Annotated in this window: 8 protein-coding genes; 7 read left to right on the top strand and 1 reads right to left on the bottom strand. The window is 62.8% G+C overall.

Annotated features, from left to right (window positions below):
* The first annotated feature begins 2 nt into the window (after positions 1-2).
* From CHC01_RS17845 to CHC01_RS17815, 7 genes are all read left to right on the top strand, one after another.
* Positions 3-947, top strand: coding sequence for a branched-chain amino acid ABC transporter permease (locus CHC01_RS17845; protein ID WP_089265538.1), 945 nt, complete (start codon positions 3-5; stop codon positions 945-947).
* A complete protein-coding gene (locus CHC01_RS17840; protein WP_089265537.1) occupies positions 944-1,726 on the top strand; it encodes an ABC transporter ATP-binding protein in 783 nt (260 codons plus the stop codon). The genes CHC01_RS17845 and CHC01_RS17840 overlap by 4 nt, the downstream gene beginning before the upstream one ends.
* Entirely contained in the window at positions 1,719-2,423 is a 705-nt protein-coding gene (locus CHC01_RS17835) for an ABC transporter ATP-binding protein (protein WP_089265536.1), read from the top strand. The genes CHC01_RS17840 and CHC01_RS17835 overlap by 8 nt, the downstream gene beginning before the upstream one ends.
* A gap of 163 nt (positions 2,424-2,586) precedes the next feature.
* Entirely contained in the window at positions 2,587-3,276 is a 690-nt protein-coding gene (locus CHC01_RS17830; RefSeq protein ID WP_141137114.1) for an STN domain-containing protein, read from the top strand.
* Between the two features lie 15 nt (positions 3,277-3,291).
* Positions 3,292-3,885, top strand: coding sequence for an RNA polymerase sigma factor (locus tag CHC01_RS17825; RefSeq protein WP_089265534.1), 594 nt, complete (start codon positions 3,292-3,294; stop codon positions 3,883-3,885).
* 34 nt (positions 3,886-3,919) lie between these two features.
* Entirely contained in the window at positions 3,920-4,867 is a 948-nt protein-coding gene (locus tag CHC01_RS17820) for a FecR family protein (protein ID WP_176454634.1), read from the top strand.
* Between the two features lie 188 nt (positions 4,868-5,055).
* Positions 5,056-17,820 (top strand): filamentous hemagglutinin family protein, encoded by a 12,765-nt coding sequence (locus CHC01_RS17815; protein WP_089265532.1) that lies wholly within the window; start codon positions 5,056-5,058, stop codon positions 17,818-17,820.
* A 391-nt stretch (positions 17,821-18,211) separates the two neighbouring features.
* Here the strand turns inward: CHC01_RS17815 and CHC01_RS17810 are convergent, their stop codons facing one another.
* Positions 18,212-18,988, bottom strand: coding sequence for an SDR family oxidoreductase (locus CHC01_RS17810; protein WP_089265531.1), 777 nt, complete (start codon positions 18,986-18,988; stop codon positions 18,212-18,214).
* Positions 18,989-19,009 lie beyond the last annotated feature (21 nt).

The raw sequence follows: 19,009 nt of genomic DNA, 5'->3' as shown, positions 1-19,009 counted from the left end.
CTATGCTTGCAACCCTCCGTCACCGCTATGGAATTCTGCTCGTGCTGGCGATCGTCATCGCCGTCCTGCCGCTGGCATTTCCGTCGAGCTATTATTTCCGGGTCGCGTCATTGGTTTGGGTCTCTGCCTTCGCGGCGATCGGCCTGAATATCCTGATGGGCAAGGCCGGGCAGGTCAGTCTCGGCCATGCCGGTTTTTTCGGGATCGGCGCCTATGCGGTTGCGATCGGCCCGACACATCTCGGCATCCCGTCGCTGGCGGCGCTGCTGCTCGGTTGCCTGCTGTCGGCGCTGCTGGCCTTTCTTGTCGGCCGCCCGATCCTTCGCCTGAAGGGGCACTATCTCGCGATCGCAACGCTCGGCTTCGGTGTGCTGGTGGCACTGGTTATCACCACAGAAAGCCGCTGGACCGGTGGTCCGGACGGCATGTCGGTGATGAAACTCACGCTGTTCGGCTGGCGTGCCAGCGGCTCCGATACCTGGTACTGGATCACAGGCGGACTGCTGCTCGCAGGTACATGGATCGCGCTCAATCTCGATGAGACGCCGACCGGACGCGCGTTTCGGGCGCTGCATGACAGCGAGATCGCTGCAAGGGTGACCGGCATCAACGTCAATCGCTTCAAGCTGCAGGCCTTCGTCATCGCGGCGGTCTACGCCTCACTGGCAGGCTCCGCACTCGCGTTGATGAACGGATTTGTCAATCCGGATCAGGCCGGCTTCCTGCATTCCATCGAACTGGTGACCATGGTTGTCCTTGGCGGTCTCGGCTCGGTGCTGGGCAGTATCGTCGGGGCGGCCGTGTTGATCATGCTGCCGCAGGTGCTCACCGTGTTTCAGGAGTACGAGAACCTGATGTTGGGTTTCATCATCATCGTCTCGATGATCTTCATGCGCGAGGGCATCGTGCCCGTGCTGTCGAAATTCATGACGGGGCGGCGCGCATGACCATTCTCAAAGTCAGCGACATCGGCATCTCATTCGGAGGTCTCAAGGCCATCGACGGCGTCGGCTTCTCGGTGGAGGCTGGTCAGATATTCTCCATCATCGGGCCGAATGGTGCCGGCAAGACCACATTGTTCAATGTGATCTCCGGCATCTATGAGGCCAGTCAGGGCCGTATCGAACTGGCAGGCCAGGATGTCACCCGCCTCGAACCCGACGCACTGGCGGCGCGGGGCCTGTCCAGAACATTTCAGAACCTGCAGATATTCCAGCGCATGACCGCAGTGGAGAACGTCATGGTCGGACGGCATCTGCAGGAAAAGTGCAACCTGTTCGCGGATCTGTTGCGGTTGCCTTCGGTGACACGCCAGAACAAGGAGACGCGCGAGGCCGCGCTTGCTTTCCTGGATGAGGTCGGCTTGCGGGACCATGCGGATACGCCGGCTGGAGCGCTATCCTACGGGGCCTGCAAGCGCCTTGAGATCGCACGCGCGCTGGCTGCCGAGCCACGTGTGTTGTTGCTCGATGAACCGGCGGCAGGCTGCAATTCAGTGGAGACCGAGGAGATCGACCGGCTGATCTGTCGGGTGGCCGCGAAGGGCATCGCCGTGGTGCTGGTCGAGCATGACATGAAGCTGGTGATGAAGATCTCTGATCGAATCCTGGCGCTGGAGCGGGGGCGGCCGCTCATTGAGGGCGGTCCGGGCGAGGTGCGCGCCAACCCAGCCGTGCTTGAAGCCTATCTCGGCAAACATGGCGCACGGGAGGCTGCCCGTGCTTGAGATCACCAATCTGCGCAGCTGCTATGGACGTATCGAAGTCCTTAAGGGCATCAGTCTCGACGTGCAGACTGGCGAAGTTGTTGCGCTGATCGGTTCGAACGGTGCCGGAAAGACGACGCTGCTGCACGCGCTATCCGGAGTTCAGCCGATCAGCGGCGGCCAAGTAACATTTCTTGGTGAGCGCATCGACGGCTTGCCTGCCCATCGCCGCGTGGCGCGCGGCATTCTTCAGTCGCCAGAGGGGCGGCAGATATTCGGCCCGCTCACCGTGGAGGATAACCTGCGGCTTGGCGCCTATCTGCGGCGCGACAAGGACATCGCCGAAGATCGCGACAGGATCTTCGGCATGTTTCCAATTCTGGCCGAGAAGCGAAATCAAATAGCAGGGGGTCTGTCAGGCGGACAGCAGCAGATGCTGGCCATCGGCCGTGCTTTGATGGGCAAACCGAAGCTGCTGCTGCTAGATGAACCTTCGCTCGGTCTGTCACCCCTGCTTGTTGATCAGATATTAGCGGCCATTGTTTCGTTACGCGCCCTCGGCATGACCGTATTGCTTGTTGAGCAGAATGCCATGGCAGCACTTGAAATCGCTGACCGCGGTTATGTGATTGAAACCGGCCATATTGTCCATGCCGGACCCGCATCGCAATTGCTGTCAGATCCCAAAGTAAAAGCGGCTTATCTCGGCTTGGAATAATGTAGGCATGGCTGCTTGTGGCGCAAAGCGGACACCCAAGGTGTCAATAGGCTTCCTGTGAAGTAAGGGCGTTGCGCCGACAATCCTCCATTGTGACATGTAAATGTAACATTTTCTGCCTATGGCTTCATCGCCCCGTTGATGGGCGCGAAAGTGAGGATGAGTGTTGCCACCGGATGCGCCAGTCGCTGCGCCCCGGAGTGTTCGGCCAAGCCGTGCGCTGGTGCTGGGTTTCGTCTTGTTCTCGGTGATCGGCACAGCAGCTGCGCAAGAGCCCCTCAGTTTCGATATTCCCTCCCAGCCGCTCGCAAAGGCGCTCTATGCCTTCAGCGCCACGACTGGCATCGAAGTGATGGTCGATGCGCGGCAAGCGGCGGGTCGTCATGCGCCAGGGGTCAAGGGCTCGTTGCCGCCACGCGAGGCCTTATCGGTCCTGCTGTCCGGATCAAATCTCGTGGCTCGGGAGTTCGGCCCGGGTACAGTGACCCTCGCTGCGATGTCGCCGGCAGCTGCGCCTATGCTTGAAAACCAGCGCTACTTTGCGGATGTCCAGCGCGCCGTCGAGAATGCGCTTTGCGCCGATGCCCGCACGTCCCCCGGTCATTATCGCTTCGCACTGAAGCTCTGGGTCGGGCCATCAGGTGAGGTCACGCGGGCAAAACGGCTCGACACGACGGGAAACCCGACGCTCGATGATGCCCTCGATGTGATGATCCCGAGGATAAGCGTCGGAAGGTCGCCGCCATCGCATTTGGCGCAACCCATTGCCCTGATCGTATCGCCCAGCGAGACCGGCCCAATCACGGGCTGCTCGGCGGACATGCTCGCTCCGCGTCGCGCTGCAAATAGGTAGTCGGCGGCGTCCATCATGGTCGATACGGGTCTTACATTGTTGCGCCAGTTGTTGGTTTCGCGCTACGACGAACTAAGGCGCCGGTTGACGCGGCGCGTCGGGTCGTCCGATGTCGCGGCCGAAGCGTTGCACGAGACCTGGATCCGCCTCGGCCAGCTTCAGGAGGTCGCTTCTGTTCGACGGCCGGAATCATATCTCTATCGGATTGCGCTCAACGTGGCGGTGGACCGGCATCGCGCAGATCTTCGCTGGTCTGACAAGGCCAGTCTTGAGGCACTGCTGCGATCCGATGACGACCAGCTCGATCCCGAACATATCGTCCTGATGCAGTCGGAAATGGCTGAACTGGAGCGAGTCCTGCGCGAATTGCCAGAGCGCCGTCGGGCGATCTTTTCGGCAGCCCTGATTGAAGAAATACCCTATCGGGAGATCGCAAATCGCTTTGGTATTTCGCTTCGCTCGGTTGAGCGGGAGATGAGCCGCGCCTTCGATCACTGCAGCAGGCGGGTCAAAAATTTTCCGACAAAAAGGCGGGTTGGTGCTTCGGGGAACGTCTTGTCAATGGACAGGTCGCTGACACGCGCCGCGGATAGTGAACATGACGACTGATTCTGACGTGCCAGACGCGACCGAAGACCCGATGATGGCAGCGCGGCGCTGGGTCATTCGCTTGCGTTCGGGAGAAGCAGGTCGGGATGATGTCGACGCCTTCGGGCGCTGGCGCGCCGAGAGCCTGGTGCACCGCCGGGCGTTTGCGCTGGCAAATGCGCAATGGAGCATGCTCCGGCGGGCGGCCATCAATGTCGCGACAGCCCAGGCACCAGCTGTCCGAAAACCGACGCGTGCTGCGTTGACGCGGCGCGCCTGGATGGGCGGCGCTCTGGCTGCGTCGGTCGGCGGCGCGGCCTATCTCGCGGTCCGTCCGCCGCTGGAGCTCTGGCCATCGCTGTCGGAACTCAACGCCGACTACCGGACCGAAATCGGCGAGCGCCGCCAGATCGATTTTGCCAACAACGTGTCGGTCGAGATGAATACGCGGACCAGCCTTATGGCATTGGATGCTGGCGTGAATCCTCAGGTTCTCAATCTGGTCGGCGGCGAGATTGCCGTGACCACCGGCAAAACCGGCACGGCGTTGGGCCAGCCCTTTGTCATCGTGGCCGGCACCGGGCGGGTCAGTGCGACACAAGCGATGTTCGACCTGCGTCGGGACGGACAGGACGTTGCGGTGACCTGTCTGGATGGGGGTGTGAAGATCGAGTGCGGCCAAGAGAGGGCAACGTTGAAGGCCGGCCAGCATGTCAGCTACAGCGCGCAAGGTCTCGGTGCCATCGTGGCGACCGATGGACGCGCGGTCGACGCATGGCGGAAAGGCTTGCTGGTGTTCGATAATCAGCCGCTGGCGCAAGTGATACCCGAGATCAATCGCTATCGGCGCGGTCGGATCGTGCTGACGAGCGCGAGCATTGGCAACTTGCCGCTGGACGCAACGTTCCGGCTCGACCGCATCGATGAAGTGGTTCCAAAGCTGGCACACTTGTTCGGTCTGAAGGTCAGAACTCTTCCGGGCGGTGTCGTGCTTCTGAGCTAGTACCGTCCTTGGACGCGCTTCGGGCGTCACAAATGTTTCATTATTTTTATTGGCGGTTCGGATCGTCCCGCATGCGTCTTCAGGACGAGAACGCGTGTGGCCCCGACCAATGATGTCGTCAGTCGGCAGGTCAACGGTCATCGCGCTTCAACATAGCGATACTATTGAACTTACCGAAAGATCGTCCGATGCCCGACCACATGTCTATGGCTAGCCACACTTCCTCGCGCCGCGCGTCCCTTCGAAACGGCGTGTTGCTGGTCACGGTCAGTGCCATCAGTCTGTTGGGGGCTAACAACGGGGCATTGGCCCGCGCTCTGAATGGGTCCAGCCCTGCGGTCTCCGCACCGAGCCTTGCGTCGGATGCCGCCGCGCTGGCGGCGCAGCAGGCGGCCGCGGCGGCACGGCAGACACAGGGGTCGCTGGCGCGTGCCGCGCGCGCCTTGCAGGACATGCAGGGGTTGCAGGCTGCAGCGCGGGCGGCGGCAGCCGCGCAACAGACATCGGTGACGGCACCCGTCGCGGTGCCTAATGGTCTCGGCGCCGGCGGCCTGCTGCCGAACATGCCGGCGGGATGGAGCGGCGCCAATGCGCCGATCCAGGGCGTCGATAGTGCCGGACAGACCCAGGTCAATATCCGCCAGACCACGCAGCAGGCGATCCTGAACTGGACAAGCTTCAATGTCGGCGCCCGCACCACGCTGACATTCGATCAGCAGGGCAATGCGAACTGGGTCGCGCTCAACCGCGTCGATGCATCAACCGGCCCGAGCCAGATCCTCGGCAATATCAAGGCCGACGGCCAAGTCTATGTCATCAACCAGAGCGGCATCATCTTCGGCGGCAACAGCCAGATCAATGTCGGGTCGCTGATCGCCTCCACCGCTGGCATCACCGATAGCCAGTTCCGCACCAACGGCATCTATGCGACGCAATCCGGCGCGGCCTATCTGCCGAGCTTCACCGCGGCCGGCGGCAAGGTCGTGGTCGAGGCCGGCGCGTCGATCTCGACGTCGGCGCCGTCCTCGGTGACGTCAGGCGGTGGCTTTGTGCTGATGATCGGCAGCGAGGTGGTCAATGCCGGCGCCATCGCGACGCCGAAGGGGCAGACCATTCTGGCGGCGGGTGACGACTTCATCCTGCGCCGTGGCTATGGCACCGATGCCAACCAGTTCTCGACCACCAATGGCAGCGAGATCGCGCCGGTGATCCGGGCCGGTAGTTCTGCGGGCAAAGTGACCAATACCGGCGTGGTGCTGTCGCAACAGGGCGATATCACGTTGGCCGGTCGCACGCTGACACAGGACGGCATTCTGCTCTCCACCACCTCGGTCCATCAGCGCGGCACCATCCACCTGCTCAACGCCGCCAGTGACGCCGGCGGCAGCGTGACGATCACGGGCAGGAGCGTCAGTGCGATCGCGCCGGAACTGGACTCCAAGGATACCGCGCTCAATGCGCAGCGTGACGCGCTGATCGCCGCGTCGGGACTGAACCCGCCGGCCCTCGCGCAGTTCGACAATCTGTCGCTGCTGACCGATCGCCGCGACCAGTCGCGCGTCGAAATCGTCACCGGGGGCCTGGTCAATTTCCAGAACGGTTCGCTCACCATGGCGCAAGGCGGTCAGGTCGCCGTCAGCGCCGGTGTGCGCGTCTTCGCCGCGACCGGTTCGGTGATCGATGTCTCGGGCGTGCAGGGCGCATTGCGGCCGATGTCGGCCAACCAGGTGCAGGTCAACGTCCAGGGCAACGAGCTCAGGGACTCCCCGGTGAATCGCGACAGCGGCGTGCTGATCAACAAGAATGTCTGGATCGATATCCGCGATCTCACTTTCGTGCCCGCAGGCACCGGCGGCTATGCCGGCGAGCGCTACTATACCAAGGGCGGTCTGCTCGAGGTCGGCGGCTATCTCGCCAACACCACCCACACCATCGGCGAGTGGGCGGCACTCGGCGGCACCATCACGCTGGCCGCGCCTGAAGTCGTCGCGCAGCAGGGCGCCAAGTTCGATATCTCCGGCGGCTCGGTCAGCTATGAGGGCGGGCGGATCTATTCCACCAGGCTGATCGGCAGCGACGGTCGTCTCTACAGTTTCGACAATGCGCCGGCCGACATGAAGTTCGTTGCCGCCGGCGGCGGCTTCGTGCGCAACCACAACATCCAGGGCAAGGTCTCGGAGCAGCTCACCGAGGTCTGGACATCTCCGCTGGCGCGGTCGTCGAGCTGGCGCTACGAGGCCGGCTATACCGTGGGCCGCGACGCCGGCCGTCTGAATCTGTCGACGCCGACATCGGTGTTCGAGGCCGATATCATCGCCGAGGTCATCACCGGTGAGCGCCAGGCCAGCGCGCGCGCCGCCAATGTCGCGGATGGTTACAAGCAGGTGCAGAATGCAGCGCCGCTGCAGGGCACGCTGGGACTCGGACGCTATGGCGTTGTCGTCGGCGGTGCCGGCCTGAACGCGTCGGACGTCCGCTTCAGCGACGTCGCCTTCATCACCGCAGGTCTCTCCGCAACCGATGCGTTGCCGTCGGCGCGCTTAGGGACCGCCTGGTTCGACGCCGGCTATATTAATGCCCAGCATCTCGGCGGGCTCGATATCGGCACCACCGATACGATCACCATCGACCGTGCGCTGACCCTGGCCGATGGCGGCCGGATCAATTTCAATGCGGCGATCGTGGACATCAAGGCCGACGTCACTGCGCGTGCCGGATCGCTCACCGTGGACAATTATTTCAAGGGCGGCGGCGATCGCGGCGCCGCGCAAGTGCTGCTCAAGAACGGTGTGTCGTCGATCAACCTGCATGACGGCGTGACGCTCGATCTGCGCGGGCTATGGGTCAACGCGCTGCTGAACAGGGATGACAGCAACAAGCTGGCTTATCTGAATGGCGGGACGGTCACCCTGAAATCGACCCATGACGTGATGCTGAAGACCGGCAGCACCATCGACGTCTCGTCGGGCGGCGCCATCCTCGTCACCGGCAAGACCAAAGGCGGCCGCGGCGGCGACGTCACCCTGATCGCCGATCAGGAGATATCCCAAGTCCAGGCTGATGGCCTCTTGACCTTCAACGGAAATATTCGCGGCTACGGCGTGAACGGTGGTGGCACGCTCAGGATCGAATCCGGAACGGCGATTGGCATCGGCGGTAAGTTGCTTGCCAACGATGGCACGCTCGGCGCCGGCGAGAAAGCACCGACAGATTTGCTGCTGTTGCAGGACTATCAGGTCAAGGCTGGTGACATACTGCCGGTCGATTACAGTTACGTCACCAATGTTGCGAAGCCTGGCGAAACGATCGGGACGACCAACATATCCATCAGCAACTTGACACTTGCGGCCGACTGGATTCCGTCGCGTCCGGCAACGGGAAGTCTCGGGTACGTCATTTATGTGGCAGGTGGCTACTATGGGATCAGCCAGGATGGTTATACCATCCACAGGACTGGCGATCCTAACAACATCATCAGGGGGAGTGGCCTTCCTGTGATCCCGGCGGGAACTGTGGTTTCTGTTGCACAGAGCGCGTTTGCATCATCCTATGTCGTGCCTGGCGACGTCTTTCCCAACGGCATTTCGATCTCCGACAAGACCGTCACGATCGCGGCGGGTAATGTGTCGCCAGTGAATTTTACGGTCGCGTCCCGAACGCGCGTTGCTGCCGGGACGATCTTCAATTCGGCTGTGACTGTCGCTTCAACGCTGACGGTCGATACGTCGCTCTTTCAATCCGGTTTCTCCAACTACGACGTGAACAGCCGCCATGGCCTCGTCGTTGCGGAAGGCGCCAGGCTCGACGTCACGATGCCGGTCTACCGCTTCACGGACACCGCCTTCAGCACCGCGACCGGCGCCGATCCCGCAAACGCTCTAAGCGTCTGGACACCGCCGCTCTGGACGGAAGATTCCGTCAATAGCCGGTTGGTTCAACGCAGCGGCGCCAGCCTGGCCTTGCGCTCCACGATGGGTGAATCCGGGGTGATGACGGCGACCGGTCCGATCGATATTCGCGCGGGAGCAGTAATCAATGTCGATGCCCGCCAGTCGATCAGCTTGCAAGGAACAGACTTCACGATCGATGGTACGCTGACCGCTCCGAGCGGCACCATTACCCTGACCGGGAGAAGCGCTGCGACGAACACAGCCGGCCTGATCTGGATCGGTGATCACGCCGTGCTCGATGTTGCGGCGCGCGCCGTATCGGCGATAAACGCGCGTGGCCAGACCTATGGCGTGGTTGCCAAGGGCGGCTCGATCCTGATCGGCGGGGCGATGGATTGGGAGGAGAAGGGCGAGTCCAATGCCCCGCACGCCTTCGTCGTAATCCGTCGCGGCGCGGTGCTCGACGCTTCAGGTACAAGCACTGTGCTCGATATTCCCGTGCCCGGCCCTGCGAACAACAGCACGCCGCTCAACGTCGCCAGTGATGGCGGCACGATCGTTGTCAAGTCGAGCGTTGGTTTGTATCTCGACGGCACGCTGCGCGCGGCGGCCGGTGGCGCGAACGCCTCTGGCGGTACGCTGGCGCTGGCGCTCGAGACGGCCGAGTATCCGACCATAACAATCTCCGGCGATGTGTTGCGACATCGCGAGTTCATTATTTCCAATATTCAGGGCGACAGCCCCGTCGCAGGTGCGACGTCGATAGCGGAAGCGAAGGCGGGCCTTGTCATCGGCGCCGCACGGCTCGGCGCCGATCGCATCAAGGCCGGCGGATTCGACAATCTGTCACTGCTCGCCGACGGGCCGCTTTCCTTCGATGGCAACGTCACGCTCGCGATGGACCAGAGCCTGCGCCTCTATGCCGGCACATTTGCGCTTAGTGAGAGCGCGGGCGCGAACGGGCGGGTGTCGCTGTCGGCGCCTTACGTGCGGCTGGCAGGCGTTACCCGCATCCTACAGAACCCAGACAGCACCTTGCCTGCTGCGACCTGGGGCAGCGGTCCCTCGCAACAGGCGAGCGACGCCGTGTTCTCGGTTTCCGCCGATCTGATCGATATTCGCGACCGCGTTGGATTCGGCACACGCAAGGCGATCGATACCAAGACGTCATTCTATACCGTCGATCGTCGCGGATTCGCGCTGGTCGATCTGTTGAGCCGCGGCGACATCCGCCTGCTTGGCGGCACGCCGGCGCGCGGTATTGCGTCGAGCGCGCTCACCACCGAACTCGCCACGTTGGGCGATATCACGCTGACCGCGGCGCAGATCTATCCGGCAACCGGAGTCGGTGCGCAGATCGTCGCCGGTTACACGGAAAGCAACAATTTCCTGAATGGAAGCGTGCTCACCAGCAGGCGTTACGGCGATACTGCCCCCGACGTGCCGTACTCGGCATTCGGGTTGCTCTATCTCGGCGCGGAAACCGTCAACCAGGGTGGCGTGGTTCGCGCGCCGTTCGGCGCGGTGCAACTCGGTACGATCGGTCGTGGTGGGCAGGCGCAGGCCGATGCAATCAATTTGCTGCCGGGCAGCATCACCTCGGTGAGTGGTGCCGGACTGGTGATGCCCTATGGCGGCACCGTCGATGGCCTGGTCTATCGCTACAACGGCAACACGATCGTGCTCGACGGTGCCGGCGGCATGGGCGGCTCCGATCTCAGGCGCGGCATCCGACTTTCGACCGCCCATCTGAACGCCGAGGCTGGTGCTGTTCTCGATCTGTCGGGCGGCGGCGAACTGACCGGCGCGGGATTCGTGTCGGGCCGCGGCGGGTCGGTCGATATCCTGACCACACCGTTCATCAATTCCAATCCGGGCTACCGCTATAGCGGCACGGGCAACGCGGTCTATGCCATCGTGCCGGGCCGGGCGGAGACCTATGCACCGATGGTGCAGGAGGCGGGCTATGGCGCGCCGCTCACCGGCCAGCAGATCACGATTCCCGACGGCGTCCCGGGTCTGCCGGCCGGCACCTACATGCTGATGCCATCGAGCTACGCGCTGCTGCCGGGCGCATTCCGCGTGGAACTGGGCGGCAATGTTAATCCTGTGATGACCTCTGCCGTTGCGGCAGGCAATGGCTCCTACATCACGAATGCCACTCTCGGAGTCGCCAATACGGCGATCCGCTCCTCGCTGCCCAACCAGGTCATCATTACCGCGGCGAACGTCGTCCGCGGGCACTCATCTTACAACGAGATGAATTACAACGCATTCGTTCTAGCCGACTCCGCGCGTATCGGCGTGCCGCGCGCGATGCTGACGCTCGACGCGAAGACGCTCGACATCCTGATGGCCAGGCCGCAGGTGGCCGACGGCCGCTCGCAACTGCGCTTCGACGGTGACCTGCGCATCAGTCCCGCGGCCGGCAGCGATGGCTTTGGCGGTACCATCAACGTTCGCGGTCTTGGCGAAATTCTCGCCGCTGGTCAAAGCGCCGATCCCGGTATTGGCTTCTACGCGTCCGTTTATGCCGACGAACTCAGCAAGCTCCACGCGCCGCGTCTGGTGCTGAATGGCACCATCACCACGGCCTACGGCCCGTCGGGCCGCTTCGCCACTATTCAGGGAGGATACAACAGCAGCCTCATCGTGCGCAGCGGTGCCCGCATTGCGGCGGCGGAAGTAATCCTCGCCAACTATGGGGAAGCGGGGTTCATCACGATCGAGGAAGGCGCGTCGATCAGCACGGTCGGCCGCGGCCGGGCCAGCTACAATTCCAGCGATGGCTTCGTCTTCATCGCCGAAGGTGGTGTCTTTGCCCTGTCCAACGGCTGGATCAATCTGCTGCAATCATCGACGGCAGGTTCGGGAGCTGGCGTCAACATCACGGTCGGTGGTTGCGTCACCATGAACTGCAATCGCACCACGACACTGGTTTCCGAAGGGACGATCGCGGTTTCGACGTCTGGCACTTTCAGCATCGCCGGTAACGTATCGTATGGAACGCGCAATTTGGTGCTCGGCTTGTCGGCGATCAATCTCGGCGAGGACGCAAGTCTGGCAGCGGCGGCGGCCTCCGGCCATCTGCCTGCGGGTCTCGCGCTGAACCAAGGCCTGTTGGCGCAACTGCTCGCGGGCAACACCGCGACCGGCGCGCCGGCGCTCGAGACGCTGGTGCTTAACGCGCGAGATGCAGTGAACATCTTCGGCAATGTTAATCTCGATGCGTCCAAGGTCGGACGTCTCGTGCTCGGGACGCCCGCGATCTACGGCTACGGCGCATCCAGCGATATCGCGACGATCCGCGCGGGTGAGTTCATCTGGACTGGCGCGGCGGCAGCGCCGGGGGCGGCGATGGCCGACATGCTCGGCGGCGGTACGCTCGACATCGCGGCGCAACGCGTCGTGTTCGGCTATGCTCCGAACTCCCGGCCGAGCAGCACCGTTGTCGATAACCACCTTGCGCTTGGCTTCGCGAATGTCAGCATCGCGGCCAGCGAACGCATCACCTCGAACGGCAAGGGCACGCTCGGCGTGTATCATCAGCAGGGCGCCTATGCTCCAGAGACCGGCTATCAATACACCGGTGGCAATCTGACCTTCACGACGCCGTTGTTCACTGGCGAGTCCGGTTCGGTCAACACGATCACCGCGGGCGGCGATATCCGCGCCACGGGATCTGGCGGAGCGGCCGTGCCGAAGATCGATGCGCTCGGCGCCCAGCTCAAACTGGCGGGTGCCAACATCACGGTTGATACCAATGTGGTGCTGCCCTCGGGCAAGCTCGTTCTGACTGCAACGGGCGATATCGCACTCGGCGATCATGCGCGCCTCGATCTGTCGGGCCGCGCCGTACAGATGTTCGACGTCACCAAATACAGCTGGGGCGGCGATCTGGTGCTGATCAGCGACGCAGGCAACATCACACAGGCGGCAGGATCTGTGATCGACCTGTCGGCGCAGTATAATCGCGGCGGCACGGCGACGATTACGGCGCTCGGTTCAAGCGCGGGTCATGTCGCTCTCGGCGGCACGTTCCGCGGCGGTGCGTCCGGCATTTACGACGCCGGTGGCACTCTGGTGCCTTACGATGCGGCCGAACTCACGGTGCGGGCACAAACGCTCGCCGACTTCGCGGGTCTGAACACGCGCCTCAACAGCGGCAGCGTGTTCGGCGCACGCAAATTCCAGATCAAGCAGGGTGATCTGATCGTCGGCAACGAGGTCAAGGCCCGCAACGTCGAGATCACACTGGATGGCGGCAACCTGACCGTCAACGGCACCATCGATGCCAGCGGCTATCAGGTCGGCAGCATCCGCCTTGCGGCGATGAACGATCTCGTCATTAACGGCACGCTCGATGCGCATGGCACCGGCATGCGCTTTGACAGCTACGGCAAGATCATCGATGCGCCCAACCGCGCCATCGTTGATCTGACGACGCGCCAGGGCACGCTGACGCTCGGCGGCAATGCCACGTTCGACCTACGCGCCGGCACAAGTTTTGCGATGGGCAGTGGCCGTGGCCAGAACGACGGCACTGCACGCGGCACGCTGACGCTCAACGCGCCGCGGCTTGGTGGCACCGGCGTTGCGGCTGGCGCAAGGGGCTTGGACGGCGCCAGCGATGTTGCCGTCAATGTTCAGGGGACGCCGCTCATCCAGGGCGCGAAGACCATCGCGGTCAACGCGTTCCGCATCTATGACGACGCGCCGCTCGCCGGCGCGCCGGACGTGACGGGGCACAAGCCGCAGGAGATCACGCAGGCCTATCTCGATGAGATTGATGGAGACAGCAGCGCCTTCATCGATACAGCGCTCACCAACAGGTCCTTGAGCGCCAGACTCGCCGGGCTCGGCAGCTATCATCTGCGCCCTGGCGTCGAGGTCGTAAGCAAGATCAGCGCCGACAATCCAAACGGCGATCTGGCCGTGGCCGGCGATCTCGATCTGTCACGCTATCGCTATGCACCGAATGCCGATCGCAATGTGAACTCGGCGACATACGGCTTCGGCGAACCCGGCGTGTTGACGATCCGTGCCGCCGGCGATCTCAATATCCGCGGCAGCATCAATGATGGCTTCGCGCCGCCGGCCACCACGCCCGACGACAATGGCTGGCTGCTCACCAACGGCGTGGTGCTTTACGGCGGCGATCTCGTGCTTCCGATCGCCGTCACGCTCGAGGCAGGGACGGTGTTCAAGAAGGGTGCCACGCTCAATTACGACCTGCCGGCCCAATTCGGCAGGCCGCCTACCGACCCCACCCAGCCGTTCACCGTAATCCCTCTGCCCGCCGGCACGGTGCTGCCGGTGCGGGCGACTTTGGCTGGTTCTCTCAACTTATCTGGCGGCAGCGTGGTTGGTGCGATTATCTACAATGCGGATGGCAGCGTGGCTTATGCTGCCGGAACGATCCTGCCGAATGCGGTAACACTCACCGCAGGAATGCAACTCGGCGCCGGAACGGTGCTGCGCAGTGCGGTCGCATTCACGGCGCTGACCTGGCCGAAGGGCGTTCCGCTGCCGGTGGATATGACGTCTACCAGCTCATTGGCGCTGGCGGCCGGATCGCTCATCCCTTCCATGACCGACGTCAAGCTCGCTGATGGCCAATCGATCGATCTGCGCAGTCCGACGGGTGGCAGGCAGGGACAAAACTGGGCGGTTGCGCCCATGCTAGGTGCTGGCGCGACGTCTTGGTCGATGCGTCTGGTTGCAGGCGCCGATCTCGGATCAGCGGACCGGCGCGCGCTCAATCCCGCGTCCACTGGCGCGATAAAGTTCGCCGATACGCACTATATCGTGGCAGTGACCCCCGGTCAGAAGCTCTGGAGCCCCGACAATTGGTACGGCCAGACGCCCGGTACGCCAGTGCCTCCGGACTTGATGGGGCTTTGCGACGCCGATAATTGTATCGACGGGCCGGAAAATCTCGCGCCGGTCGCACCGTCCTTCAGCGTGATCCGCACCGGCACCGGCGATCTCGAACTTGTCGCCGCTGGCGATATCCGGATGGACTCGCTCTACGGCATCTACACCGCAGGCACGGCGACCACGGTCGATCCGGTCTATAGTCGTACACGCGGTCTCACGGCCGGGGGCTATGAGGCTGCCCTTTCGACCTATCGGGCCTTGTATCCCGACCAGGGCGGCAATGTCTTGATCGCGGCGGGCGGCGATCTCGTTGGTGATCTCACGCATGGGTTGGGGCCGTCGAGCGTCATCACAGGCAACTGGCTGTGGCGGCAGGGGACCGGTAGCACGGCGGTCGATGAAACGATCCCGACGTCGTGGTGGATCAATTTCGGTACTTATACAGCTAGCACTGCTGTCTCCGGCCGTCTCGATCTGCTCGGCTTCACCGGCATCGGTGCGCTGGGAGGCGGCAATGTTGCTATCCGTGTGGGCGGTGAAGCCGGTACGATTGCGCTTCGTGGCCAGCAGAGCTTGTTGGGTGGCCACAGAAGTCAGGGTCTGGTGGTCGCTGTCGGCAGCACCGGCCGCGTTGGTGCCAATGGGTCGCTGATACTCACCGGCGGCGGCGATATCGATATGCGCGTTGCCGGTGCGCTCAATCCGAATCTGGCGCTGACGGATGGCAAGGAGATCCAGGCGCTTCCCGGCGCGTTGGTCAACCTGCGCGGCACCCTGCATGTGGCAGCGGAGTCGATCGGCGGCATCAAGCTCATCTACCGGTCCGGCATCGGCTTGAACGACGCGTTTGACCCGCGAGGTATCGATCCATTCACCGCAACGTCCTCGGACGCGCGGTCCGGTATCACTTTGGTGCCCGGCGACTCTGCAGTCTACGTCGAAACCCTGGGCGATCTCGTGCTTGGCGGTGCCGGCGATCCCGGCCGCTCGCAGTCGCCAAACCGGTCTGCCTTCTCCGTTGGCGGCGCGAACGATACCGGGCAAAGCTGGTTCACGCTCTGGACCGATCACACCGCGATCAACCTGATCTCCGTTGGCGGCAACCTCACGCCCAGCACTTCAGCGTCAGAAGACCTTCTGCACCAGACCAGTGATCAAAACGCAGCGGACGGATCGTTCATCTATCCATCGATCTTCCGCGCGGCGGCCCTCAACGGCAACATGTATTACGGCGTTAACGCATTGTCGTTCATGCGCGGCAATGCTTCTGACGTTTATCCCTTCGTCACGCTTGCTCCGTCTGTACGTGGTTCGCTGGAGATGCTGACCCGCGGCTCGATCTATGGCGGGCAGTATTCGTTCAGCATGTCCGGCTCCGGCGTGGCGTTGCCGACGCCCTTCAATCCAGCCTTCATGGGCGACGCGGTGGATGGTTCTGGAATGCGGGTGACCAATGGATCATTCAGCATTCTAGTTCCCGGACAATTTCTGGAGCCGCTGTCTCTGTTCTTCTTCGGTCCAAACAGTGCCGCGTTCGACATCGGCCGCGCACCGGATGCTGCCCCCATCCGCTTCTACGCGCGCGAAGGTGACATCGTCGGTCTGAGTACGGGAGAAATGCTTACATCCAACATCGGCAGTTGGTACAATGCCGCTGCTCCGGTCATGGTACGCGCGGGCCGCGATATCGTCGGAGCCGGCCTTGCGCCGGGTGTCACACAGTCAAGCGCCAAGCAGGATTGGGATTCGCGCGGCAATCTGATCGTGCACAGCAACCCGAACGATGTCTCGATCATCTCCGCTGGCCGCGACGTCATCCATGCCAATTTCGACATTGCCGGTCCCGGCACGCTCGAAGTCTCCGCCGGCCGTAACCTGTATCAGGCCGACAAGGGCGCGATCACCAGCAACGGCCCGGTGGCAACCGGCGACACCCGTCCCGGCGCGAGCATCCTGATGCAGGCCGGCGTCGGAGCGGCCGGGCCGGACTACGACAGGCTCGCGTCGCTTTATCTTGATCCGGTGAAGTTGGCGACAACGGGCGTCTCGCTCGCCGACCAGCCGGGCAAGGTCGCCAGGACCTATGAGAAGGAGCTGGTGGTCTGGCTGAAGGACCACTACGGATTTGCCGGCGCTGATACCGAAGCGCAGGCTACGTTCGACGGGCTGGCGCCCGAGCAGCAGCACATCTTCCTGCGCCAGGTCTATTTCGCCGAGCTCACCGCGGGTGGCCGTGAATACAACGATGCCAGCAGCGCGCGTCACGGCAGTTATCTGCGCGGGCGCAATGCCATCGCGGCGCTATTCCCGAATGCGGCGGCCTATAGCGGCGACATCACCATGTTCGGCGGTTCCGGCGTGCGCACGCAGTCGGGCGGCGACATTCAGTTGCTCACGCCGGGTGGTCGCACCGTCATCGGTGTCGAAGGGCAGGTTCCTCCGGCGTCGTCTGGTCTGGTCACACAGGGCAGCGGCGATATCCAGATCTATTCGCAGGGCAGCATCCTGCTCGGTCTGTCACGTATCATGACGACGTTCGGCGGCAACATTCTGGCTTGGTCCGCCGAAGGCGACATCAATGCCGGCCGTGGCTCCAAGACGACTGTGATCTACACGCCGCCGAAGCGGGTCTATGACAAATACGGCCGTGCGGTGCTGTCGCCTCAGGTGCCATCCACGGGCGCCGGCATCGCAACCTTGAATCCGATTGCGGAAGTCGCTCCCGGCGATATCGATCTGATTGCGCCGCGCGGCACCATCGATGCGGGCGAGGCGGGCATCCGCGTCTCCGGCAATGTCAATCTGGCGGCGCTGCAGATCGTCAACGCTGCCAATATCCAGGTACAGGGCACGTCGTCGGGCATCCCAACGGTGCAGGCGCCAAGCATCAGCGCTGCACTGTCGACCTCGAACGCGACTGCGGCGACGCAGCAGGCGGCAGCACCGGCCCAGACGAACAATGACCGTCCCTCGGTCATCATCGTCGAAGTGCTCGGCTATGGCGGGGGCAATGGCGACAGCGCTCCGGACGATGAGCAATCCCGCCGCCGCGATCGCCGCAGCGACAACGATCACATGCAGAATCCATTCAGCCCCGTGCAGGTGATTGGCTCCGGAGAGTTGTCCCCATCGCAAAGGCGGAAATTGACAGCGGTGGAACGGCGAAATTTCGATGAGCCGTAGCAGGCATTGTCTCCCATGAGAGCACAAGGGAGATGAACACGCTGATCCACCAATGCCGAGCGCTTGCGCCGTCATACTGAGCACAAACAGCGGTTCGTCGTGTCGGTGGTTGCGTGTGATTCCCTCCTTGGGCTTCATTATTGAAGACATCTTTCCCTTCAATAATTTAAGCCCTGTCAGCGTGTTGCGCTTGCCCGACTGCCTACCAGGGTACGCAACAATGCTGTTTCGGTTGGTACGTCCTAACGAAGCGGAAAGCTCGCGTTCTGCCTATTTCGTGCAGTGCGCTCCGGCCGACATAAAGCATCGGCTTCGCGGTGTCCGTACCTGACCTGCGAACTTAGTTTTGCAGTGTCGTCAGTTGGCTTGCTCGAGTCTTGAGCATCGACGGCTAGCCTAGCATTTGGGTGTCGCCGCAGATCGAAATAGCCTGGCCCGAGATCGTGCGTCCGCGCTGGCTGGCCAGGAACAGGATCTGGTCGGCGATCTGTTCCGGTGTGACGTAGTCCTTGATTGACGTATAGGAGAACGCCGTTTTCTCCATCTCCGCAAAGGAAATGCCGCGCTGCTGCGCCTTGGCTTCCAGCACGCGGCGCTGGCGATCGCCCGCGACGAGGCCGGGCAGGATCGCGTTAACGCGGATGTTGTCGGGGCCGAGCTCGATGGAGAGCGATTTCGTGAAGCCGATGACGCCCCATTTCGCCGCCGCATAGGGCGAGCGCATCGCGAAGCCCACGCGGCCAGCCGCCGAGGACAGGTTGACGATGGAGCCATTGCTGCTCTGGCGTAGCAGCGGCACGGCGAGGCGCGTGCAGTTGAATTGCCCGGTCAGGCAGATGTTCAGGCAGCGATCCCAGTCATCGGGGTGCATCTCTTCGACCTTGGCGGTCGGGCCTGCAATGCCGGCATTGTTGACGAGGACATCGAGGCCGCCGAGTTTGGCTGTTGCCTCATCGAACAGCCTTTGAACTGACGGACGATCAGCAACGTCGCAATGGGTCTGGGTGATTGTGGGATCACTCGCTGTGAGTGCGGCAAGAGCAGCTTGGTCCACATCGCAGACATGAACGCGTGCGCCTTCGCCGGCAAAGGCGCGGGCGATGGCCAGGCCGATTCCGTTGGCGCCCGCGGTAACGATGACGCGCAAACCCTTGATGTTGAGATCCATGGTGGCTCCGGGGACTTTGTG

It is taken from the genome of Tardiphaga sp. OK246 (genome assembly GCF_900188215.1).
GTDB classification, from domain to species: domain Bacteria; phylum Pseudomonadota; class Alphaproteobacteria; order Rhizobiales; family Xanthobacteraceae; genus Tardiphaga; species Tardiphaga robiniae.
The sequence above is the reverse complement of the archived record's forward strand: the minus strand, read 5'-3'. Positions and strand labels throughout refer to the sequence as shown.